This window comes from Streptomyces qaidamensis (assembly GCF_001611795.1).
GTDB lineage: Bacteria > Actinomycetota > Actinomycetes > Streptomycetales > Streptomycetaceae > Streptomyces > Streptomyces qaidamensis.
The window spans coordinates 6,635,068-6,655,618 of record NZ_CP015098.1; the positions used below are offsets into that span (position 1 = coordinate 6,635,068).

Below are 20,551 nucleotides of genomic sequence, written 5' to 3' on the forward strand. Positions count from 1 at the left end.
CTTCCCCTTGTTCGTCTTGTTTGTCGTGCATGGTCGGTCTGCTGAACGGTCTCGATCATCGAACGGGTCAAGTCCGCATGCTCCCATCCGGTCGTACGGTGGCGACATGGGTGTCGTGACGGATATACGCAGCGGCCGGCCGCCGGAGAGGGTGGAGGGGGCCGTGCAGGGTGCGAAGGCGGGGAGGAGCGGATCCGGAAGCGTGTCGTTGTTCTGGCGGATCTTCTCGCTCAACGCCGCCGGCCTGGTCGTGGCCACGGCGTTGCTGCTCGGCCCGGTCACCGTGTCCACACCCGTTCTCGCGGGCGAGGCCCTAGTCCTGCTCTGCGGCCTGGTGGTGCTGCTCGCGGGCAACGCACTCGTGCTGCGGTTCGGCCTGGTGCCCCTGCAGCGGCTGGACCGGGCCATGGCCACCGCGGACCTGCTGCGTCCGGGCTCCCGGCCGGTGGTCGCGGGACCGGCTGAGACGGCCGGGCTGATCACCACGTACAACACCATGCTCGACCGGCTGGAGGCCGAACGGGCCGCGGGCGCCGCGCGGGCCCTGTCCGCACAGGAGAGCGAACGGCACCGGATCGCACGCGAGCTCCACGACGAGGTCGGGCAGACCCTGACCGCCGTCCTCCTCCAGCTCAAGCGCGTCGCCGACCGGGCGCCCGAGGGCCTTCGCGAGGAGGTCGGCCAGGCGCAGGAGGCGACCCGGGCCGGCCTGGACGAGATCCGCCGGATCGCCCGCCGGCTGCGCCCCGGTGTCCTGGAGGAACTCGGGCTGGCCAGCGCCCTGCGCTCGCTCGCCGGCGAGTTCACGACCCACGGGCTGACCGTGCGCCACCACGTCACCGGCGATCTGCCCGCCCTGACCCCGGAAGCGGAACTCGTCGTCTACCGGGTCGCCCAGGAGGGGCTGACCAACACCGCCCGGCACGCCGCGGCCGACCGCGCCGAACTCCGCCTCCAGCCGGTCCCCGGCGGCGTCGAACTCCTCGTCCGGGACAACGGCACGGGCCTCGGCCACGCCGTCGAGGGCGCCGGCATCACGGGCATGCGCGAACGCGCCCTGCTGATCGGCGCCGCCCTGGCCCTGGAACCGGCCCCGGGCGGGGGCACCGACGTACGGCTGCGCATACCGGTGACAACAGGCGTACCGGCGACGGAAGGACCCCGCTGATGTCCACGCCGGTCCGCGTCCTGCTCGCCGACGACCACACCCTCGTACGCCGGGGCGTGCGCCTCATCCTGGACGGGGAACCTGACCTGACGGTCGTCGCCGAGGCCGGCGACGGGGCCGAGGCCGTCGCACGCGCCCGCGAGACCGCCGTCGACCTGGCCGTCCTGGACGTGGCCATGCCCCGCATGACCGGCCTCCAGGCGGCCCGGGAACTCTCCCGCCGGCTGCCCGGCCTGCACATCCTGATCCTGACCATGTACGACAACGAGGAGTACTTCTTCGAGGCGCTCAGGGCCGGGGCCAGCGGCTACGTCCTCAAGTCCGTCGCGGACCGCGACCTGGTCGAGGCCTGCCGGGCGGCCGTGCGCGACGAGCCGTTCATCTACCCCGGCGCCGAACGCGCCCTCGTCCGCTCCTACCTGGAGCGGCTGCACCGGGGCGACGGCCTGCCCGAGAGGGCCATCACCGAACGCGAGGAGGAGATCCTCAAGCTGGTGGCCGAGGGCCACACCTCGAAGGAGATCGGCGAACTCCTCTTCATCAGCGCCAAGACGGTCGAGCGCCACCGTGCCAACCTCCTCCAGAAGCTCGGCATGCGTGACCGCCTGGAGCTGACCCGCTACGCGATCAGGGCGGGACTCATCGAGCCCTGAGGCCGGGGCGGCGGTTGTCCACAGGCGGCCGAGCCACTTTCGCCGACCGCCTACCCTTGTCCCCATGAGCAGCATCGACCGGAGCCAGTCAGTGGGCGGCACGCGCACATACGAGGTACGCACCTACGGGTGCCAGATGAACGTCCACGACTCCGAGCGGTTGTCCGGACTGCTGGAGGACGCGGGTTACGTCCGCGCCCCCGAGGGCGCCGACGGGGCGGACGTCGTCGTCTTCAACACCTGCGCCGTGCGTGAGAACGCCGACAACAAGCTGTACGGCAACCTCGGCCACCTCGCCCCGAAGAAGGCGAGCCGCCCCGGCATGCAGATCGCGGTCGGCGGCTGCCTCGCGCAGAAGGACCGCGACACCATCGTGAAGCGGGCGCCCTGGGTGGACGTCGTCTTCGGCACGCACAACATCGGCAAGCTGCCCGTCCTGCTGGAGCGCGCCCGCGTGCAGGAGGAGGCGCAGGTCGAGATCGCCGAGTCGCTGGAGGCGTTCCCCTCGACGCTGCCCACCCGCCGCGAGAGCGCCTACGCGGCCTGGGTCTCCATCTCCGTCGGCTGCAACAACACCTGCACCTTCTGCATCGTCCCGGCCCTGCGCGGCAAGGAGAAGGACCGCCGCCCCGGCGACATCCTCGCCGAGATCGAGGCCCTGGTGGCCGAGGGTGTCTCCGAGATCACGCTGCTCGGCCAGAACGTCAACGCGTACGGCTCTGACATCGGCGACCGCGAGGCCTTCAGCAAGCTGCTGCGGGCCTGCGGGAAGATCGACGGGCTGGAGCGCGTCCGTTTCACCTCCCCGCACCCGCGGGACTTCACCGACGACGTCATCGCCGCCATGGCCGAGACGCCGAACGTGATGCCGCAGCTGCACATGCCGCTCCAGTCCGGCTCCGACCCGGTCCTGAAGGCGATGCGCCGCTCCTACCGCCAGGAGCGCTTCCTGGGCATCATCGAGAAGGTCCGCGCCGCCATCCCGCACGCCGCGATCAGCACGGACATCATCGTGGGCTTCCCCGGCGAGACCGAGGAGGACTTCGAGCAGACGCTGCACGTGGTGCGCGAGGCTCGCTTCGCCCAGGCCTTCACCTTCCAGTACTCCAAGCGCCCCGGCACCCCGGCCGCCGAGATGGACGGACAGATCCCCAAGAAGGTCGTCCAGGAGCGCTACGAGCGGCTCGTCGCCCTCCAGGAGGAGATCTCCTGGGAGGAGAACAAGAAGCAGGTCGGCCGCACACTGGAGCTGATGGTCGCCGAGGGTGAGGGCCGCAAGGACGACACCACCCACCGCCTGTCCGGCCGCGCCCCGGACAACCGCCTGGTCCACTTCACCAAGCCGGACCAGGAGGTCCGCCCCGGCGACGTGGTCACCGTCGAGATCACCTACGCCGCCCCGCACCACCTCCTGGCCGAGGGGACCGTGCTGGACGTGCGCCGTACGCGCGCGGGCGACGCCTGGGAGAAGCGGAACGCGGCCGAGAAGGCCAAGCCCGCCGGGGTGATGCTGGGACTGCCGAAGATCGGCGCCCCCGAGCCCCTGTCGGCCGTGGCGAGCGGGTGCGGCTGCGACTGACCCGGACCGCTGCCGCCCTGTGCGGTGGCAGCGGCTCCTGAGAGTTACTCTGCCGATCATGCTTGTCGCCGCCGCTGTCTGCCCCTGCCCGCCCCTGCTGGTGCCCGAGGTCGCCGCGGGCGCCGCCCCGGAACTGGACGCCGCGCGGGACGCCTGCGCGGACGCGCTGGGCGTGCTCGCCGCCGCCCGACCCGGCCGACTCGTGGTCGTCGGCCCGGTGGACGGCGCAGAGCCGGAGGCGTACCCGGAGGGAACGGCGGGGTCCTTCCGGGGCTTCGGCGTCGGCCTCGATGTACGGCTGGGAGCGGCCGAGGGCGCGGACCCGCGACCGCGACTGCCGTACGCGCTGGCGGTGGCGGCCTGGCTGCTGGAGCGGACCGGGTGGTCCGACGCCCCGGTCGAGGGCCTCGGGGTTGGGGAGTCGTACCCGCCCGAGCTGTGCGCGGACACCGGAAGGGACATCGCCGCCCGGGACGAACGAGTGGCCCTGCTGGTGATGGGGGACGCCAGCGCGTGCCGGACGCTCAAGGCTCCGGGCTATCTGGACGAACGGGCGGCCCCGTTCGACGCGGAGGTCGCACGGGCACTCGGTGCGGCGGACGTGGCCGCGCTCAGCGCGCTCGACACCGGGCTGGCCCACGAGCTGAAGGCGTCCGGCCGGGCCCCCTGGCAGGTCCTGGCGGGCGCGGCCGAGGGCGCGGACCTCGGCGCATCGCTGCTCTACGAGGACGCTCCGTACGGCGTGGGGTACATCGTCGCCAGCTGGTCGTAGAGCGGGAGGCCGGCCGACAGGGCAGCGAACAGCGTCGCGGACGAGACAAGCGGCGGGGACGGCCGGGAGCAGGTGCTCCGCGGCCGTCCGCCGATGTGCCCTTCAGAGTGCCGAGGTCCGCGTCAGGAAGCAGACGGTGGTGCGTCGTCCGGCGGCGTGGTGCCACCCGGGTCCCGCGGCGGTGCCGTGCGGCCCGCCTCCGGCGGCATGGCCCCTGTGCCCGGCGGCGGTGTCGGGCCATCCCCGTCCGGACCACTCCCGCCCTGGTGCGCGAGGCGGCCCATGGCGCCCTTGGCCCGGCCCGTGCCCGACTGGATCCTGTCGCTGTACTTGCCCTTGGTCCTCTTGTCGACGGCCTGAGCGGCCTTGTCGAGACCGTGGTGGATCTTGTCCTCGTGCCGCTGTGCGAGATCCGAGACCTTGCCCTTGGCCGGGCCCAGTTTGGCTTTCACGTTGTGCAGGAGACCCATGGCTCACCTTCCCTCACGCCGCCGGGCGGTCACGTACGGGCGCCCTCACCGGCCTCGTTGTCGGCCGCCTTCTCGGTGGACTGCTGCTTGGGGATCTCGACGCCCTCGGACTCGGCGACCTCGGCGGCGGCCTCACCGGCCGGCTCCGCCGCTTCCCCGGCTCCGTCGGTGCCCTTCGCCTCCGTGGCCTCGGCCTCCTCCTCCTCGGGCCCGGCCTTCGCCGTGTCGGTCTGAGCCTCGGCCGCAGGCGTCTCCGCCGTGGCCTTCGACCGCCGGAGAAGTCGTGCAAAAACGCCCATATCCACTCCATACGTTACTCGTGCGGGCGAAATCCCGCGTTGCCCGGTGCGTCGGATTGCGCGGGCCGGGCCACCGCCTCTGCGATCCGGCGGCAGGAACCTCGCAACGGGCAACGACCCCGCGGCCGTGGCGTCACGTAACTCGTTCGAGACCAGGGCCCGAGGTTTGCGAGACTGGGGCGGTGAGCAGTGCACCCCCCGCCCCCCGCGTCATCGCCGTCGTCGGACCTACTGCGGCCGGAAAGTCCGATCTGGGCGTCTTCCTGGCCCAGCGTCTCGGCGGCGAGGTCGTCAACGCCGACTCCATGCAGCTCTACCGAGGGATGGACATCGGCACCGCCAAGCTGACGCCCGAGGAACGTGGGGGCGTCCCCCACCATCTGCTGGACATCTGGGACGTGACCGTCACGGCGTCCGTCGCCGAGTACCAGCGCCTGGCCCGGGAACGGATCGATGCCCTGCTCGCCGAGGGCCGCTGGCCGATCCTGGTCGGCGGCTCCGGACTCTATGTGCGCGGGGCCGTCGACAACCTGGAGTTCCCCGGCACCGACCCCGAGGTCCGCGCCCGCCTGGAAGAGGAACTCACGCTGCGCGGCCCCGGCGCACTGCACGCCCGCCTGGCCGCCGCCGATCCCGAGGCCGCTCGCGCGATCCTGCCGAGCAACGGCCGCCGGGTCGTCCGCGCCCTGGAGGTGATCGAGATCACCGGCAAACCGTTCACGGCCAACCTCCCCGGCCACGACTCGGTGTACGACACCCTTCAGATCGGTGTCGACGTGGCCCGCCCCGAGCTCGACGAGCGCATCGCGCGGCGGGTCGACCGGATGTGGGACGCCGGCCTCGTGGACGAGGTGAGCGCACTCCAGGCGCAGGGGTTGCGTGAAGGGCGTACGGCCTCGCGCGCGCTCGGCTACCAGCAGGTGCTCGCGGCGCTCGCCGGGGAGTGCACCCTGGAGGAAGCGCGGACCGAGACCGTCCGTGCCACCAAGCGCTTCGCGCGCCGCCAGGATTCATGGTTCAGGCGCGACCCGCGGGTGCACTGGTTGAGTGGGGCGGCAGCCGATCTCACGGAACTTCCGCAGCTCGCGCTGTCCTTGGTCGAACGACCGGTTACAGCCTGATCACGTCATGGCATCGGGACGCACAGGCCGTCATCCGGTCCTTCGACGGCGTGCCATCATCGAGCTTCGATCGACCGAGTTGAGTCCTAGTTGGGAGGGCGCGTGGCGATGGAGGCCGGCCCTCGCGACACCGCACGAAGCACCGATCACATCACCGCCGAGCGGGATGAGCCGGAGCCCGCGGCCGCGCCCGAGCAGGAGGCGGACCACCTCAGCTCCGACGGGCCCGACGAGACGCAGGGCGTGACGGACGACGGGCCCGAGCCCGATGACATGTTCGCCGACGAGGTCGAGGTCGAGCTGCGCCCGCAGCGCCGGCTCCGCATCTGGCAGCTGGCCCCCATCGTGGGGCTCGCGGCACTCGGCTCCCTGATGTTCGCCTTCCCGCTCGCCTTCGACTTCGGCGACAGCGGGGCCGTCATCGCCATGCTGGGCCTGCTGATCTGCTCCTGCGCGGCAGGCTGGGGCATGATGGCCGCCCGCCGTGTCGGCTACACCTTGCCGGGCCTGCCGGCCCGCGGCTCCGGCCGCAGGCCCGACTGGCGGGTCGTCCTCGCGTACGCCCTGGTCGTGGCCCTCGTGGTGGTCCTCGCCGTGTGGCGGGTGGCACGCCTGCGGTAGGGGACGGGTGCCCCGTTACGATCGAGGCATGAGCACGCGGATCGCCTTCCTCAAGGGTCACGGCACCGAGAACGACTTCGTGATCGTCCCCGACCCCGAGAACGCCATCGACCTGCCCCCGGCCGCCGTCGCCGCCCTGTGCGACCGGCGCGCGGGCATCGGGGGTGACGGCCTGCTGCACGTCGTCCGCTCCGCCGCCCACCCGGAGGCCGAGGGGATGGCGGCCGAGGCGGAGTGGTTCATGGACTACCGCAACGGCGACGGCTCGATCGCGGAGATGTGCGGCAACGGCGTGCGGGTGTTCGCGCGCTACCTCCAGCGCGCCGGTCACGCCACCGAGGGAGACCTCGCGGTCGCCACTCGCGGGGGTGTGAAGACCGTGCACCTCGCCAAGAACGGCGACGTGACCGTCGGCATGGGCCGGGCGGTGCTCCCGGACGGCGACGTCACGGTGAGCGTCGGCGAGCGCAGCTGGCCCGCGCGCAACGTCAACATGGGCAACCCGCACGCTGTCGCCTTCGTGGACGACCTGGCGCACGCGGGCGACCTGCTCTCCCCGCCCCCCTTCAGCCCGGCCGCCGCCTACCCGGACGGTGTGAACGTCGAGTTCGTGGCCGACCGCGGCCCCGGGCACGTCGCGCTGCGCGTGCACGAGCGCGGCTCCGGTGAGACCCGCTCCTGCGGCACGGGCGCCTGTGCGGTCGCCGTGGCCACCGCCCGCCGCGACGGCGCCGACCCGACCGCCACCGGCACCCCCGTGACCTACACCGTGGACGTCCCCGGCGGCACCCTGGTGATCACCGAGCGGCCCGACGGCGAGATCGAGATGACGGGCCCGGCCGTGATCGTGGCCGAGGGCGAGATCGACGCGGCCTGGCTGGACGCCGCCACGTCCGCGTGAGCCGGCACCGCTCGTCCTGAAACACCCGCGCCCCATCGGCCACCCGACCCGAAACCATCGTCGATAACCGGCCACTTGGCGGGAATTGCACAGCGAAGGTCGTGACCAACAGGGGTACAAACCTCACATTCATCCCTCGAATGGGTGATCAGTTTCACGCTCGGCGAGAGGCGGTCAGTCGAGCGTGGTGGGCTCGGTAGCATCAAGCACCGGCCCGGACGGGGACCGAAGCCGCCCCCTGAGCCGTGTCCGCTCTGGGGCACCCCGTCCGCCGGTTGACGCAGCCGGAGGTGCCCATGAGTGCGGAGGCCACGAATTCCGTGACCCCAGGCCCGATGCCGGGCGCGGTGTCAGGACCGGTGACGCCGACAGCCCCCCGCAGAAAGGCCCGCCCCCGGATCGACCTGCGCCGCCTCGGCCGCGCGGCCCTGCTCGGCCCCGCCGCCCGTGGCCGGCTGCCCGACGCCATCAGCCATGTCGTCGAGGCCCACCGCGCCCACCACCCCGACGCGGACCTCGAACCCTTGCGCCACGCCTACGTCCTGGCCGAGTCATCGCACCGCGGCCAGATGCGCAAGAGCGGCGAGCCGTACATCACGCACCCCCTCGCCGTGACCCTGATCCTGGCCGAACTCGGCGCCGAGACCACGACGTTGACCGCGTCCCTGCTGCACGACACGGTCGAGGACACGGACGTGACACTCGACCAGGTCCGCGACCAGTTCGGCGAGGAGGTCCGCTACCTCGTCGACGGCGTCACGAAACTGGAGAAGGTCGACTACGGCGCCGCCGCCGAGCCCGAGACCTTCCGCAAGATGCTGGTCGCCACCGGCAACGACGTTCGCGTCATGTCGATCAAACTCGCCGACCGGCTGCACAACATGCGCACCCTCGGCGTCATGCGTCCCGAGAAGCAGGAGCGCATCGCCAAGGTGACACGTGACGTGCTCATCCCGCTCGCCGAACGGCTCGGCGTCCAGGCGCTCAAGACCGAACTGGAAGACCTGGTCTTCGCGATCCTGCATCCCGAGGAGTACGCGCACACCCGGGAGCTGATCGTCCGCAACGCCGCCCGCGCGGACGACCCCCTCGCCGAAGTCGCCGACGAAGTACGCGGTGTGCTGCGCGAGGCGGACATCCAGGCCGAAGTCCTCATCCGCCCCCGCCACTTCGTCTCGGTGCACCGCGTCTCCCGCAAACGCGGCCGGCTCCGCGGCTCCGACTTCGGCCGCGTCCTGGTCCTGGTGAACGAGGACGCCGACTGCTACGGCGTCCTGGGCGAACTGCACACCTGCATGAAGCCGGTGGTCTCCGAGTTCAAGGACTTCATCGCCGTACCGAAGTTCAACCTCTACCAGTCGCTGCACACGGCCGTGGCGCGCGAGGACGGCCAGGTCGTCGAGGTCCTCATCCGCACGCACCAGATGCACAAGGTCGCCGAGGCCGGCGTCGTCGCCCTCGGTAACCCGTACGCGCCGGCCCCCGAGGACCCGGCCGACGGTGAGCGCGTCGACCCCACCCGCCCGGGCTGGCTCTCCCGGCTCCTCGACTGGCAGGAGGCGGCACCCGACCCCGACCACTTCTGGTCGACCCTGCGCGAGGACCTCGCACAGGACCGCGAGATCACCGTCTTCCGGCCGGACGGCGGCACACTCGGCCTGCCCGAGGGCGCGACCTGCGTGGACGCCGCCTACGCGCAGTACGGCGAGGACGCGCACGCCTGTATCGGCGCCCGGGTGAACGGCCGCTTGGCGACGCTGAGCACCGTCCTCAAGGACGGCGACACCGTCCAGCTCCTCATGGGCCAGGACCCGGCGTCGGAGCCCTCCCGGGAGTGGCTGGAGCATGCCCACACACCCGCGGCCCGGATCGCCATCCAGCGGTGGCTGACCGCGCATCCGGTTCAGGCGGAGTCCCAGCAGCAGAGCGAGGCGCGGATCGCCGAGGACCGGACGGCTCCGCGGCCCGTCGGCGCACCCGACCCGGACGCGGCCCCCCAGCAGCCCGCCGGGCGCCCCGGCACCGGTCACGTCCTCTCCGACCTGCCGGGAGCGACCGTCCGGCTCGCCCGCTGCTGCACGCCCGTACCGCCCGACGAGATCACCGGCTTCGCCGTACGCGGGGGAGCGGTCACCGTGCACCGCGTGGAGTGCCCCGCTGTGGCGCGCATGAAGGACGCGGGGCGTGCGGCGGTCGGCGTGCGCTGGGGAGAGACCGCCGAGTGCCGGGTGACGCTGGTCGCCGAATCGTTCGTCCGTCCCCATCTGCTGGCCGACCTCACCGAGGCCATGGCCTCCGAAGGCGCCGAGATCGTCTCGGCGACCGTCGAGCCCCCGACCCAGCAGCAGGTGCGGCACACCTACACCGTGCAGCTGCCGGACGCCGGCCACCTGCCCGCGCTGATGCGCGCGATGCGCAACGTGGCCGGGGTGTACGACGTCAGCCGGGCGCAGCCGCAGCCGCAGGGCGGCTGACCGGCCCGGGCGTGCGGACGGCCTCGGGACGGCCTCCGTGAGGAGTGCAGGACGACTCCGAAGAGCGCCTCCCGGGCAGCCGGGGCGGCACCCGGCGCAGGCCCCGGTCCCCGGTTCGGGTGGGACGAAAGCGCGCCGTCCCCGCCGCCCGCCCGCGCGCTGATAGCCGTGGGGCATGCTCCTGACCCCCCACAGCCAGGCCAACACCCCCACCCGTCGCCGGACCGCAGCCGCCCTGCTGACCTCGGCCGTCTCCGTCTGCCTCGTCGCCGCGAGCGCCCCTGTCGTCCCGCTCGGCGTCGGCGACCGCCTCTTCCCGTACCTCGGAAACCCCGGCTACGACGTGGCGTCGTACGACCTCGCCTTCACCTATCCGGGCAACAACAGCGAGCCGCTGCAGGCCGTCACCACCATCGACGCCTGGACGACCGCCGACCTGGAGCGCGTCAACCTGGACTTCGCCCACGGCAAGGTCGAGTCGGTCGAGGTCGACGGCGACCCCGCGGAGTTCCGCTCCGCGGGCGAGGACCTGGTGATCACACCGGAGGACTCGGTGTCGGACGGCACCTGGATGCGGATCACCGTGCGGCACACCAGTGATCCCGTGCCCGCCGAGGGCCGTGAGGGCGGCTGGGTGCGCACGGCCGACGGCCTCGCCATGGCCAACCAGGCCGACGCGGCGCACCTGGTGTTCCCCTGCAACGACCACCCCTCCGACAAGGCGATGTTCACCTTCCGTGTGACCGCGCCCGACGGTCACACGGCCGTCGCGGGCGGCCTGGCCGCCGGAGTGGAGAAGTCCGGCGGCTCGACGACCTGGACCTACCGCACCCAGCACCCCATGGCCACCGAGCTCGCCCAGGTGTCCATCGGCCGCTCCACGGTGCTGCACCGCACCGGCCCGCACGGCCTGCCCGTACGGGACGTCGTACCGACCCGCCACCGCGAGGCACTCGAACCCTGGCTGGAGAAGACCCCCGGTCAGATCGCCTGGATGGAGAGCAAGGTCGGCCGCTACCCCTTCGAGACGTACGGCCTGCTCGTGGCCGACGCCACCACCGGCTTCGAACTGGAGACCCAGACGCTCTCGCTCTTCGAACGGGAACTCTTCACCGAGCCGGTCTACCCTCCGTGGTACGTCGAGTCGATCATGGTCCACGAGGTGGCCCACCAGTGGTTCGGCAACAGCGTCACCCCCCGGACCTGGTCCGATCTGTGGCTCAACGAGGGGCACGCCACCTGGTACGAGGCGCTGTACGCCGAGGAACAGGCCGGCAAGCCGATGCGGGACCGGATGAAGGCCGCCTACGGCGCCTCCGACCGCTGGCGCGCCGCCGGTGGGCCCCCCGCCGCCCCCAAGGCCCCCGACCCCGCCCGCAAGACCGGCATCTTCCGGCCCAACGTCTACGACGGGGCCGCCCTCGTCCTCTACGCCCTGCGCCAGGAGATCGGCCGCCCGGCCTTCGAACGCCTGGAACGCGCCTGGGTCGTCCGCCACCAGGACGATACGGCCACCACGGAAGACTTCGTCCGGCTCGCCTCCGAGATCTCCGGGCGCGACCTCGACGGCTTCTTCCAGGACTGGCTGTACGGCGAGAAGACCCCGCCGATGCCTGGGCACCCGGACTGGAAGCCGGAGACGCCCGCGAAGCCGCAGGCCCCGGCAGCGAAGCCGCAAGCACCGGCAGCTAGCCCGCAGGCCCAGGCAGCGAAGCCGCAAGCACCGGCAGATGCCCCGCAGGCCCCGGCAGCGAACTCGCAGGCCAAGGCGGAGCAGGCCCGAGCGCGGTGAGGACGTCCGCCCGATAACACAGTGACGAGACGCCCCGTGCCGTGCGAACATCTTCAGGTCGGCGCGGTACGGGGCGCCGGGGAATCTCCCGGACCGCCCGCGCGTTGCAGACAGTGAACGGCTTCCCATCGACGTAAGGATCCAATGACCTCCTCTTCTTCCTTTTCCCAGGACTCCAAGCGCTTCGCGCACAGCCACCCCGAGGGTTTTCGGGCCGATGCCCTGATGGAAGAGGACGTCGCCTGGAGCCACGAGATCGACGGAGAGCGGGACGGCGACCAGTTCGACCGCTCCGACCGCGCGGCTCTGCGCCGTGTGGTGGGCCTCTCCACCGAACTCGAGGACGTCACCGAGGTCGAGTACCGCCAGCTCCGTCTGGAGCGGGTCGTCCTCGTCGGCGTCTGGACCTCGGGAACCGTGCAGGACGCGGAGAACTCCCTCGCGGAGCTCGCCGCCCTCGCGGAGACGGCCGGCGCACTGGTACTCGACGGCGTCACCCAGCGCCGCGACAAGCCCGACGCGGCCACGTACATCGGCTCCGGCAAGGCCGAGGAACTGCGCGACGTCGTCGTCGAGACGGGCGCGGACACCGTCATCTGCGACGGTGAGCTCAGCCCCGGCCAGCTGATCCACCTCGAGGACGTCGTCAAGGTCAAGGTCATCGACCGGACGGCTCTGATCCTGGACATCTTCGCCCAGCACGCCAAGTCCCGAGAGGGCAAGGCGCAGGTCGCTCTCGCACAGATGCAGTACATGCTGCCGCGACTGCGCGGCTGGGGTCAGTCGCTGTCCCGGCAGATGGGCGGCGGCAAGGGCGGCGGCCTCGCCACCCGTGGTCCCGGTGAGACCAAGATCGAGACGGACCGGCGCCGGATCCGCGAGAAGATGGCGAAGATGCGCCGGGAGATCGCGGAGATGAAGACCGGCCGCGAGATCAAGCGCCAGGAGCGCAAGCGCCACAAGGTGCCGTCCGTCGCCATCGCGGGCTACACCAACGCCGGCAAGTCCTCGCTGCTCAACCGCCTCACGGGCGCGGGCGTGCTGGTCGAGAACGCCCTGTTCGCGACCCTCGACCCGACCGTGCGCCGGGCCGAGACCCCGAGCGGACGGCTGTACACACTGGCCGACACGGTCGGATTTGTGCGTCATCTGCCCCACCACCTGGTCGAGGCGTTCCGCTCCACGATGGAGGAGGTCGGCGAGTCCGACCTGATCCTGCACGTGGTGGACGGTTCGCACCCGTTCCCGGAGGAGCAGCTGGCCGCCGTACGCGAGGTGGTCCGGGACGTCGGCGCCACCGACGTGCCCGAGATCGTCGTGATCAACAAGGCGGACGCGGCCGATCCGCTGACGCTCCAGCGCCTGCTGCGCGTCGAGAAGCGGTCCATCGCCATCTCGGCCCGCACCGGCCAGGGCATCGAGGAACTGCTCGCGCTCATCGACAACGAGCTGCCGCGGCCATCGGTCGAGATCGAGGCGCTCGTGCCGTACACGCACGGCAAGCTGGTCGCCCGTGCCCACGACGAGGGCGAGGTGATCTCCGAGGAGCACACCCCGGAGGGCACCCTGCTCAAGGTGCGGGTACATGAGGAACTGGCGGCGGAACTCACGCCGTACGTTCCGGCGCCGGCGCTCTGAGCACGACCCGGTCGGCGCCGTGACCTGAGGGACCGCCAGAAGGCCCGCCCCCTGTTACCGGGGAGCGGGCCTTCATCGTGCAGGGGTCACTGACCGCCGTACGTCTTGCTCATGTTCTGGTAGAGGGCTTCGGCGTCGCGGCCCAGCTGCGGACCTGCCAGCCAGGTGTTGTCGGCCGGGCCGATCGAGGTGTTGGAGACCAGCACCGACTTGCCGTTCACGACCCGGAACCAGCCACCGCCGGACGAACCGCCGGTCATGTCGCAGCCGATGCGGTACATCGTCGGCAGGGACGGGCTGAGCGAGAACCGGCCCGGGAGGTCGATGCACTTGAACATCTTCTCGCCGTTGTAGGGCGGCGCGGCCGGGTAGCCCCAGGCGCCCATCTTGGCGGCCTCGGCCGCGGACGGGGCGGAGAAGTCCACGTCCAGCGCGGCGCCGACCGTCTCCTCCAGGGACTTGGCGCCCTGCTCCGGCTTCACGTGCAGCACGGCGTAGTCGTACGCGGCTCCGTCACCGCCGCTCTCCGAACCGCCCTGGATCCACTGGTTCGAGGTCGAGGCCCAGTTCGCCCACCAGTTGCCGTAGGGGGCGACCTCGGCCGGGTTCGCGTTGCTGATCTCCGCCTCGGACTTGCCGAGGTCGTTGTAGGCCGGGACGAACATGATGTTGCGGTACCAGCCGCCGTTGCCGCCGGCGTGCACGCAGTGGCCCGCCGTCCACACCAGGTTGGACTTGCCCGGGTGGTTGACGTCCTTGACGACCGTGCCGGAGCAGACGGCCGGGCCGTCGGGGGAGTCGAAGAAGACCTTGCCGACCGGCGCCGCGTTGCGGTGGTACGGCGTCTTCTCCGCCTGCGCCCGGACAGGAGCCGGATCCGGGTCGCTGACGCTCTGGCCGGCCGACGCGTCCTTCGTCGTGACCGTCTTGTCGGCCTCCTCGGCGGATTGCATCCGCTCCGGCTTCCAGAGGCCCGCGATCACCGGGTTGACGAAGTCCTTGGCGTCACTGAGCCACTTGTCCTTGTCCCAGTCCTTCCAGCCGCCGTCCCTCCAGCGGTCGACATCGATCCCGTGCTCCTTGAGCTTGCCCGCGAGATCGGCCGGGATCTTGACCTTGCCGCCGCTGCCGCTGCCGTTCGCCGCGGCCTGCGAGGAGGCGACGTCGGGTTTGCCGCTCGCCGAGTCCGCCGAACCGCCACAGGCGGTGGCGGTGAGCGCCAGGGCGGCGACGAGCCCGGTGGCGGCGAGGACGGTGCGCCGCCCGCGCCTGGCTGCGGGCGTACGTGTGGAACGCATGGTGAGATGACCCCCGTTGCGCGTATGAATTTGGTGCTGGTGCTGGTGCTGGTGCTGGTGCTGGTGCTGGTGCTGGTGCTGGTGCTGGTGCTGGGCCTGGTGGCGGTGCGGGGGCAGGTCCTACGTGCGCATGTCATGAACATGGGCGTAGGCGGCCCGCGCGACACCCCACTATGCCCGGGGAGTTGAGGGTGTACCGGGGTGGGGCGGTGAAGGTTTCCGCGGGGTGTGCCGCCCCACCGACGGTGCCGTTGAGCCGGCGGTCACCGGCCGGCGAACTTCTTGCTGACCGAGTCGTACACGCCCTTGGCCACGCCGCCCAGGCGCGGTCCGGCCAGCCAGCCCGACGTCACCGGACCGATCGAGGTGTTGGACACCAGCGCCGGCTTGCCGTCCGAGCCGGTCGCGACCCAGCCGCCGCCCGACGAACCACCGGTCATGGTGCAGCCGATGCGGTACATCGTCGGATCCGACGCGGTGACGGACAGCCGCCCGGGCCGGTCCTCGCACCGGTACAGCTTCTGCCCGTCGTAGGGCGGCGCGGCGGGGTAGCCGATCGCCGTGAGGCTCTTCGCCTGCGGCACTGCGGGCGCCTTGAAGTCGACCGGCAGCGCCGAACCGACCATCTCCTCCAGCGACTTGCCGCCGCTTCCCTTCTCCGGCGTCACATGGATGACCGCGAAGTCGTACGGCGCGCCGTCGCCGCCCGTCGACCCGCCCTGCTCGATCCACTGGTCCGAGGTCTGCGCCCAGTCGCCCCACCAGACACCGTAGGGAGCGACGTCCTCACGGGTGGCGTTCTGCAGTTCCTCCACCGGCCTGCCGTCGTCGTTGTACGACGGCACGAACGCGATGTTGCGGTACCAGCCGCCCTTCTTGCCCGCGTGCACGCAGTGGCCCGCCGTCCACACCAGGTTGGACTTGCCGGGGTGCGCCGGGTCCTTCACCACGGTCGCCGAGCAGACGGCCGAGCCCTTGGGAGAATCGAAGAACACCTTCCCGGCCGTCGGGGCGTTGGCGTGGTACGACGGCGGCAGGGCCTGCGCCTCGACCGGCTCGGGCGTCGGGTCGGTCACACCTTGGTCTCCGGAGAGGTCGCTGTCGTCGACGCCCTGGTCGGGCTCCTCGGCCTCGCGCATCCGGTCCGGGTTCCACAGCCCCTCGATGATCGGGTTGATGTACTCGTTGGCCTCGCGCAGCCAGTCGTCCCGGTCCCAGTTCTTCCAGGCGCCGTTCTTCCACTTGTCGACATCGATCCCGTGCTCGCGGAGCCGGTCCCTGATGTCGTCCGGGATCCTGAGCTTGCCGTCGTCGGAAGCGGTGGCCGACGCGGAGGCCTCACCGCCCGCCGTGGCGTCGCCCGACTCGCAGGCGGTGGCGGTCAGCGCGAGCGCCGAGGCGAGTGCCACGGCGGCCAGTACGGGGGAGTTCCTGCGGCCCGCCCTTCCCCCTCGGCTGACATGGGACGACGGCCGTGTGGATCGCATGATCTGACTCCCCCTGATACGGAACGAACGTGGAGCAACCGGTGCTATAGCCCCGATTCCCGCTGTCGCACGGGACGTTCGGGACGAGCGCACGGCGTCCGGGAACGGCACCACACACTATGCGGTGGCTGTGGGGGCGATCCGACGGGTCCGCAACAGTTCCGTTACGGAAAGGATCTTGAGGCAACCCGTAACCCGGTGAGTGATCCGGGGTTGGTAGCGGTGGGGGGCCTGCTGTCTGTGCGCGGTCCTCTGTGCCCGTGCCCAGTGGGAGGTCAGGGAAATCGTGGCGGAGTCCACCCATGGGGGTTGTGCGTCGGAGGAGGCCGCTGTGGGGCGTACGCAGGTGAAATCCCTCCCAGGCGGAGCCGTTGACGCCACCGCGCTCGCATCGCGCAACGGGCCCGAGGCAATCCTGCGCCGCCAAGCCGCGCGCGAACCCGCCGCCCGGACCTACGCCCGGGCCCTGCCGATCGTTCCGGTGCGAGCGCGGGGACTGACGATCGAGGGCGCGGACGGCCGCCGCTACCTGGACTGCCTCTCCGGCGCCGGCACCCTCGCCCTCGGCCACAACCACCCGGTCGTCCTGGAGGCCATCCGCAAGGTCCTCGACTCCGGCGCACCCCTGAACGCCCTTGATCTGGCGACACCCGCGAAGGATGCCTTCCTCGCCGAGCTGTACCTCACCCTCCCGCCAGGCATCGCCGAGCGAGCACGAGTGCGCTTCTGCGGACCGGCCGGCAGCGAAGCCGTCGAGACCGCCTACGCGCTGGTACGCGCGGCGACCGGTCGGAGCGGCCTCCTTGCGTTCACCGGCTCCGGGCGCGGAACTACCGGCATGGTCCTCGGCGGCACCTTGGCGGACACCCCGGACCCGCGGGTCGCCCGCCTGCCCTACCCGCAGGACTACCGCTGCCCCTTCGGCGTCGGGGGCGAGCGTGGCGCCGACCTCGCCGCCCGCTGGACCGAGTCCCTCCTCGACGACCCCGGGCCCGGGGTGCCGCTGCCCGCGGGGATGATCGTCGAGCCCGTCCAGAGTGAGGGCGGCGTGATCCCCGCACCGCACGCCTGGTTGCGGCGCATGCGGCAGCTCACCGCCGACCGGTCCATCCCGCTGATCGTCGACGAGATCCACACCGGCGTGGGCCGGACCGGCGCTTTCTGGGCGGTGGAGCACAGCGGTGTGACCCCCGACGTGATGGTGCTCTCCAAGGCCATCGGCGGCAGCCTGCCGCTGGCCGTCGTGGTCTACCGCGACGACCTCGACATCGCGGAGCCCGGTGCCCCCGTCGGCACCTTCCCCGGCAACCAGCTCGCCGTCGCCGCCGGCACGGCAACCCTCGCCCACGTCCGCGAGAACGCCCTCGCCGAGCGCGCGGCGACCCTGGGGCAGCACATGCTGGGCCAATTGCAGGAACTCACCTCGGAGTTGGCGTGCGTGGGGGATGTGCGGGGGCGGGGACTGATGATCGGGGTCGAGCTGGTGGATCCGGAGGCGGAGGGGGACTCCGTTTTCTCGGGCGCTCCTAGTGCTGTGGAGGGCGGCGTGGCGGCATCGGTCATGCCGCGCAGCGGACGCCACCCCTTGCCCGCTGCCCCCGAACTGGCCGCTGCGGTCCAGCAGGAGTGCCTGCGGCGCGGCCTCATCGTCGGACTCGGCGGCCGTCACGCCAGCGTCGTACAACTGCTGCCCCCTCTGACCCTCACCGATGAACAAGCGGCCGCCGTACTGGACCGCTTGGCTGACGCCGTCCGGACAGCGGCTCGATGCCGTGGGGGTGGCCCGGCAGCCGCACCCTGAGCCGCGGTGAGCTTCTACGGCACCGGAGTCGCGCGGTGCCCGCGCGAGGCGTCTTCCCTCAGCCGCCTGCCTGCCTGCCGTGTCTGCCTGCCCGCCCGCCCTGTGTCTGCCTGCCGGCTGTCTGTTCGCCAGCCGCCTGTCTGTCAGCCGCCTGGATGTCAGCAGCCCGTCTGTCAGCCGCCTGGCGCGCCATGAGCTCGCACGCCCGCAGTCGGCACGGACAACAAGCCCGCACGACCACAGCCCGTATGACCAACAAGCCCGCACGCCCAGAACCCCCCATCACAGCCCGCGCGCCGCTCCCTGGCGCCGCGCAGCCAGGCCCCGAGTGAGGCTCCTCCGCAGCCAACGCAGCCAACGCAGCCAACGCAGCCAACGCAGCCAACGCAGCCAACGCCAGCATGATCCGGACCACCCCAAGAGGTACCCGCCGTGAACGCCACCCCCCCCCCCCCCCCCGACTCGCACACCCCGACGCCTGGACAAGGCTCCGTCGGCGCCCGGCCGTCTGGGATGTCACCGAACCCGCGGGTCCCTCATCAGCGGCCGATGGCGAAATTTGCCCAGGGGCTGAGCCAGGGCCATGGCCCTGACCCTCTGACGCATTCCGACCCGCACACCGTCGCCCAGGCCGCCACCGTGGAGAACCTGCTCCGCTGCTGGGCGCGCGAGACCAACCAGTACGCCCCGGCCGACGGCCTGCTGCGCATCCCCCTTCCCGTCAGCGGCACGGCCTTGTCCGCCCCGGTCCGCTACTGGTCTCCGACGAGCTGGCACCGCTTCGGCCCACCTCGTCTGGCCGACGCTCCCGACAGCGCCCCACCGGTCGACGCCCTCACGCTCGCCGCCCTGCTCACCAGGGAGATGTCTGCAGACGGCCCTGGCGACGACCGCGCACACGACTCCTTCCCCATGGCCACCCCCAGCCCCATCACCGCCGGCCTCGGCGACGGCACCGAGCTCGTCTCGGGCGTTGCCGACTCCCTCCGACGCGTCGCCGGCTTCGTCGCCGCCCGGCGGGAACGACCGGCCGACGGTCCCGACCCCTTCCTGTCAGCGGAGCAGGCACTCCTCCTCGGACACCCCCTGCACCCGACCCCGAAGAGCCGCGAAGGTCTCTCCGAGGCGCAAGCCCTCCTGTACTCACCCGAGTCGCGCGGCTCGTTCCCGTTGCACTGGATGGCTGTCGCTCCTTCCGTCCTCGCCACCGACTCCTCCTGGACCGAACGCGGCCGCCCTGTCGCCGCCCCCCGGCTCACCGCCCGCCTCGCCGGTCCCGCCCCGGCGCTGCCGGACGAGTACGTCCTGCTGCCCCTGCACCCCTGGCAGGCACACGAGATCCGCCACCGGCCGGAGACAGCTGCCCTGCTCGACGCCGGACTGCTCCGAGACCTCGGCACCAGCGGCCCTCGCTGGCATCCCACCTCCTCCGTGCGAACCGTCTACCGCACCCATGCCCCCGCGATGCTCAAGCTCTCCCTGGGCCTGCGCATCACCAACTCCCGTCGCGAGAACCTCCGCAAGGAACTTCATCGCGGCGTCGAGGTCCACCGCCTGCTCCGCAGCGGCCTCGCACAGCAGTGGCGGGCCGCGCACCCGGACTTCGACATCGTTCGGGACCCCGCCTGGCTCGCCGTCGACACACCCGACGGAGCCCCGGTGCCCGGCCTGGACGTGGTGATCCGCCACAACCCGTTCAGCCTCTCGGACGATGTCTCCTGTGTCGCCGGCCTCGTCTCGCCACGCCCGTGCTCGCCGACCCTGCCTGAGGACCCGCCAGGACACTCGGCCGAGCACGACCCGGCCTTGCGATCCCGGCTCGCCGAGGTCGTCACGCGTCTTGCCCGGCGCACCGGCCGCCCCCGTGGAGCCGTCGCCGTCGAGTGGTTCCTGCGCTACCTCGCCCATGTGGTGCGCCCCGTCCTCTGGCTGGACGGCGAGGCCGGTATCGCCCTGGAGGCACACCAGCAGAACACCCTGCTTCTGCTGGACCCAGACGGCTGGCCCACGGGAGGCCGCTACCGCGACAACCAGGGCTACTACTTCCGCGAGTCGCGGCGCGTGGAGCTCGACACCCGGTTGCCCGGGATCGGAGAGCGGAGCGACACATTCGTAGGTGACGAGGTCACCGACGAGCGCCTCGTGTACTACCTGGTGGTCAACAACGTGTTCGGCCTCATCGGCGGGTTCGGCTCCCAAGGGCTGGCCGACGAGCGGCTGCTGCTCGCCGCCTTCCGCCGTTTCCTTTCAAACGCGGCCTCCGGTCCGGCCCGGTTGCGCAGCTCGCTGCCCGCCCGGCTGCTCGACTCGCCCGTCCTGCGCTGCAAGGCCAACCTTCTGACCCGGCTGCACGGCCTCGACGAACTGGTCGGCCCGGTCGACAGCCAGTCCGTCTACGTGAGCATCGCCAACCCCCTGCACTCCTGACCACCCTGATCGACGCTGACCACGACTGAACCTCCTTCATCTCCTCCCTG

General features: G+C 71.7%; 17 protein-coding genes. 13 read left to right on the top strand and 4 right to left on the bottom strand.

From position 1 onward, the window contains the following. The first annotated feature begins 202 nt into the window (after nt 1-202). The 4 genes from A4E84_RS29540 to A4E84_RS29555 all read left to right on the top strand — a co-directional run bounded on the left by A4E84_RS29540 (nt 203) and on the right by A4E84_RS29555 (nt 4,172). Complete coding sequence (locus A4E84_RS29540; protein ID WP_237305017.1) at nt 203-1,168, top strand: sensor histidine kinase; 966 nt, start codon at nt 203-205, stop codon at nt 1,166-1,168. Continuing rightward, nucleotides 1,168-1,821, top strand: a complete 654-nt coding sequence (locus tag A4E84_RS29545; RefSeq protein WP_062929443.1) for a response regulator — start codon at nt 1,168-1,170, stop codon at nt 1,819-1,821. The genes A4E84_RS29540 and A4E84_RS29545 overlap by 1 nt, the downstream gene beginning before the upstream one ends. 64 nt (nt 1,822-1,885) lie before the next feature. Then, on the top strand, nt 1,886-3,400 hold the full coding sequence (gene miaB, locus A4E84_RS29550) for a tRNA (N6-isopentenyl adenosine(37)-C2)-methylthiotransferase MiaB (protein WP_062929444.1): 1,515 nt from the start codon (nt 1,886-1,888) through the stop codon (nt 3,398-3,400). A gap of 58 nt (nt 3,401-3,458) precedes the next feature. After that, complete coding sequence (locus A4E84_RS29555; protein ID WP_062929445.1) at nt 3,459-4,172, top strand: class III extradiol dioxygenase subunit B-like domain-containing protein; 714 nt, start codon at nt 3,459-3,461, stop codon at nt 4,170-4,172. Nucleotides 4,173-4,294: 122 nt separating this feature from the next. Here A4E84_RS29555 and A4E84_RS29560 read toward each other — a convergent pair whose 3' ends face one another. Together A4E84_RS29560 and A4E84_RS29565 are read right to left on the bottom strand one after the other, a co-directional pair. Continuing rightward, complete coding sequence (locus tag A4E84_RS29560) at nt 4,295-4,642, bottom strand: antitoxin (protein ID WP_062929446.1); 348 nt, start codon at nt 4,640-4,642, stop codon at nt 4,295-4,297. A gap of 29 nt (nt 4,643-4,671) precedes the next feature. Continuing rightward, nucleotides 4,672-4,941 (bottom strand): hypothetical protein, encoded by a 270-nt coding sequence (locus tag A4E84_RS29565; RefSeq protein WP_062929447.1) that lies wholly within the window; start codon nt 4,939-4,941, stop codon nt 4,672-4,674. A gap of 182 nt (nt 4,942-5,123) precedes the next feature. Here A4E84_RS29565 and miaA point away from each other — a divergent pair, with 182 nt between their 5' ends. The 6 genes from miaA to hflX all read left to right on the top strand — a co-directional run bounded on the left by miaA (nt 5,124) and on the right by hflX (nt 13,488). Continuing rightward, complete coding sequence (gene miaA / locus A4E84_RS29570; RefSeq protein ID WP_062929448.1) at nt 5,124-6,062, top strand: tRNA (adenosine(37)-N6)-dimethylallyltransferase MiaA; 939 nt, start codon at nt 5,124-5,126, stop codon at nt 6,060-6,062. 108 nt (nt 6,063-6,170) lie between these two features. Continuing rightward, on the top strand, nt 6,171-6,683 hold the full coding sequence (locus tag A4E84_RS29575; RefSeq protein WP_062929449.1) for a hypothetical protein: 513 nt from the start codon (nt 6,171-6,173) through the stop codon (nt 6,681-6,683). A 28-nt stretch (nt 6,684-6,711) separates the two neighbouring features. Further along, nucleotides 6,712-7,584: a diaminopimelate epimerase gene (gene dapF / locus A4E84_RS29580; protein WP_062929450.1), complete on the top strand. Its 873-nt coding sequence runs from the start codon at nt 6,712-6,714 to the stop codon at nt 7,582-7,584. 296 nt (nt 7,585-7,880) lie between these two features. After that, the gene (locus A4E84_RS29585; RefSeq protein WP_062929451.1) at nt 7,881-10,058 is read left to right on the top strand and encodes a RelA/SpoT family protein; all 2,178 of its coding nucleotides are present in this window, start codon (nt 7,881-7,883) and stop codon (nt 10,056-10,058) included. Nucleotides 10,059-10,233: 175 nt separating this feature from the next. Next, entirely contained in the window at nt 10,234-11,850 is a 1,617-nt protein-coding gene (locus tag A4E84_RS29590; protein ID WP_079129165.1) for a M1 family metallopeptidase, read from the top strand. A 144-nt stretch (nt 11,851-11,994) separates the two neighbouring features. Then, nucleotides 11,995-13,488 (top strand): GTPase HflX, encoded by a 1,494-nt coding sequence (gene hflX, locus A4E84_RS29595; protein WP_062929452.1) that lies wholly within the window; start codon nt 11,995-11,997, stop codon nt 13,486-13,488. An 86-nt stretch (nt 13,489-13,574) separates the two neighbouring features. Here hflX and A4E84_RS29600 read toward each other — a convergent pair whose 3' ends face one another. Further along, nucleotides 13,575-14,786 (bottom strand): trypsin-like serine peptidase, encoded by a 1,212-nt coding sequence (locus A4E84_RS29600; RefSeq protein ID WP_062929453.1) that lies wholly within the window; start codon nt 14,784-14,786, stop codon nt 13,575-13,577. Nucleotides 14,787-14,810: 24 nt separating this feature from the next. Here A4E84_RS29600 and A4E84_RS43055 point away from each other — a divergent pair, with 24 nt between their 5' ends. Beyond that, a complete protein-coding gene (locus tag A4E84_RS43055) occupies nt 14,811-14,975 on the top strand; it encodes a hypothetical protein (protein ID WP_159029630.1) in 165 nt (54 codons plus the stop codon). 74 nt (nt 14,976-15,049) lie between these two features. On the opposite strand, the gene A4E84_RS29610 is transcribed toward A4E84_RS43055, so the two are convergent. Next, the gene (locus tag A4E84_RS29610) at nt 15,050-16,273 is read right to left on the bottom strand and encodes a trypsin-like serine peptidase (protein WP_062929455.1); all 1,224 of its coding nucleotides are present in this window, start codon (nt 16,271-16,273) and stop codon (nt 15,050-15,052) included. Between the two features lie 331 nt (nt 16,274-16,604). Between A4E84_RS29610 and A4E84_RS29615 the strand changes: the two genes are divergently transcribed. Then, entirely contained in the window at nt 16,605-18,074 is a 1,470-nt protein-coding gene (locus A4E84_RS29615; RefSeq protein ID WP_418082227.1) for an aminotransferase class III-fold pyridoxal phosphate-dependent enzyme, read from the top strand. A gap of 549 nt (nt 18,075-18,623) precedes the next feature. Then, complete coding sequence (locus A4E84_RS29620; RefSeq protein ID WP_237305018.1) at nt 18,624-20,501, top strand: IucA/IucC family protein; 1,878 nt, start codon at nt 18,624-18,626, stop codon at nt 20,499-20,501. The last annotated feature ends 50 nt before the right edge of the window (nt 20,502-20,551 follow it).

Coding starts and splice junctions, on each gene's coding strand:
- dapF (WP_062929450.1), top strand. CDS start 6,712: ATGAGCACGCGGATCGCCTTCCTCAAGGGTCACGGCACCGAGAACGAC.
- A4E84_RS29545 (WP_062929443.1), top strand. CDS start 1,168: ATGTCCACGCCGGTCCGCGTCCTGCTCGCCGACGACCACACCCTCGTA.
- hflX (WP_062929452.1), top strand. CDS start 11,995: ATGACCTCCTCTTCTTCCTTTTCCCAGGACTCCAAGCGCTTCGCGCAC.
- A4E84_RS29600 (WP_062929453.1), bottom strand. CDS start 14,786: ATGCGTTCCACACGTACGCCCGCAGCCAGGCGCGGGCGGCGCACCGTC.
- A4E84_RS43055 (WP_159029630.1), top strand. CDS start 14,811: ATGAATTTGGTGCTGGTGCTGGTGCTGGTGCTGGTGCTGGTGCTGGTG.
- miaB (WP_062929444.1), top strand. CDS start 1,886: ATGAGCAGCATCGACCGGAGCCAGTCAGTGGGCGGCACGCGCACATAC.
- A4E84_RS29620 (WP_237305018.1), top strand. CDS start 18,624: ATGGCGAAATTTGCCCAGGGGCTGAGCCAGGGCCATGGCCCTGACCCT.
- A4E84_RS29590 (WP_079129165.1), top strand. CDS start 10,234: ATGCTCCTGACCCCCCACAGCCAGGCCAACACCCCCACCCGTCGCCGG.
- A4E84_RS29575 (WP_062929449.1), top strand. CDS start 6,171: ATGGAGGCCGGCCCTCGCGACACCGCACGAAGCACCGATCACATCACC.
- A4E84_RS29565 (WP_062929447.1), bottom strand. CDS start 4,941: ATGGGCGTTTTTGCACGACTTCTCCGGCGGTCGAAGGCCACGGCGGAG.
- A4E84_RS29560 (WP_062929446.1), bottom strand. CDS start 4,642: ATGGGTCTCCTGCACAACGTGAAAGCCAAACTGGGCCCGGCCAAGGGC.
- A4E84_RS29610 (WP_062929455.1), bottom strand. CDS start 16,273: ATGCGATCCACACGGCCGTCGTCCCATGTCAGCCGAGGGGGAAGGGCG.
- A4E84_RS29585 (WP_062929451.1), top strand. CDS start 7,881: ATGAGTGCGGAGGCCACGAATTCCGTGACCCCAGGCCCGATGCCGGGC.
- A4E84_RS29555 (WP_062929445.1), top strand. CDS start 3,459: ATGCTTGTCGCCGCCGCTGTCTGCCCCTGCCCGCCCCTGCTGGTGCCC.